Below are 242 nucleotides of genomic sequence, written 5' to 3' on the forward strand. Positions count from 1 at the left end.
TGCTGTACGCCTACAATTACGCTTACGTCATCCCGGTTGTCAGGTGGGGTGATACCATCAAAGATGAACTCAGCAGTGGTTGGAGCCGTGTGATCGAACACGAACTAGCTGGGAAGGTGACGTTCCCTGTGTACATCGATTGCGTCTACCAGCAAGGTAGATACGACGAACATGGGGTGGCGCGTCACGGCTACGCCGCTGACGCGCCGTTTATCGAAACTCCACGCGATGCCCGGGAACAT

1 pseudogene is annotated in these 242 nt (G+C 55.4%); it reads left to right on the plus strand.

Annotated elements, in window-relative coordinates:
* Positions 1–242, plus strand: a pseudogene (locus O2S87_RS19430) (ISH3 family transposase); the annotation flags it as partial.

This window comes from Halohasta sp. A2, assembly GCF_056175805.1.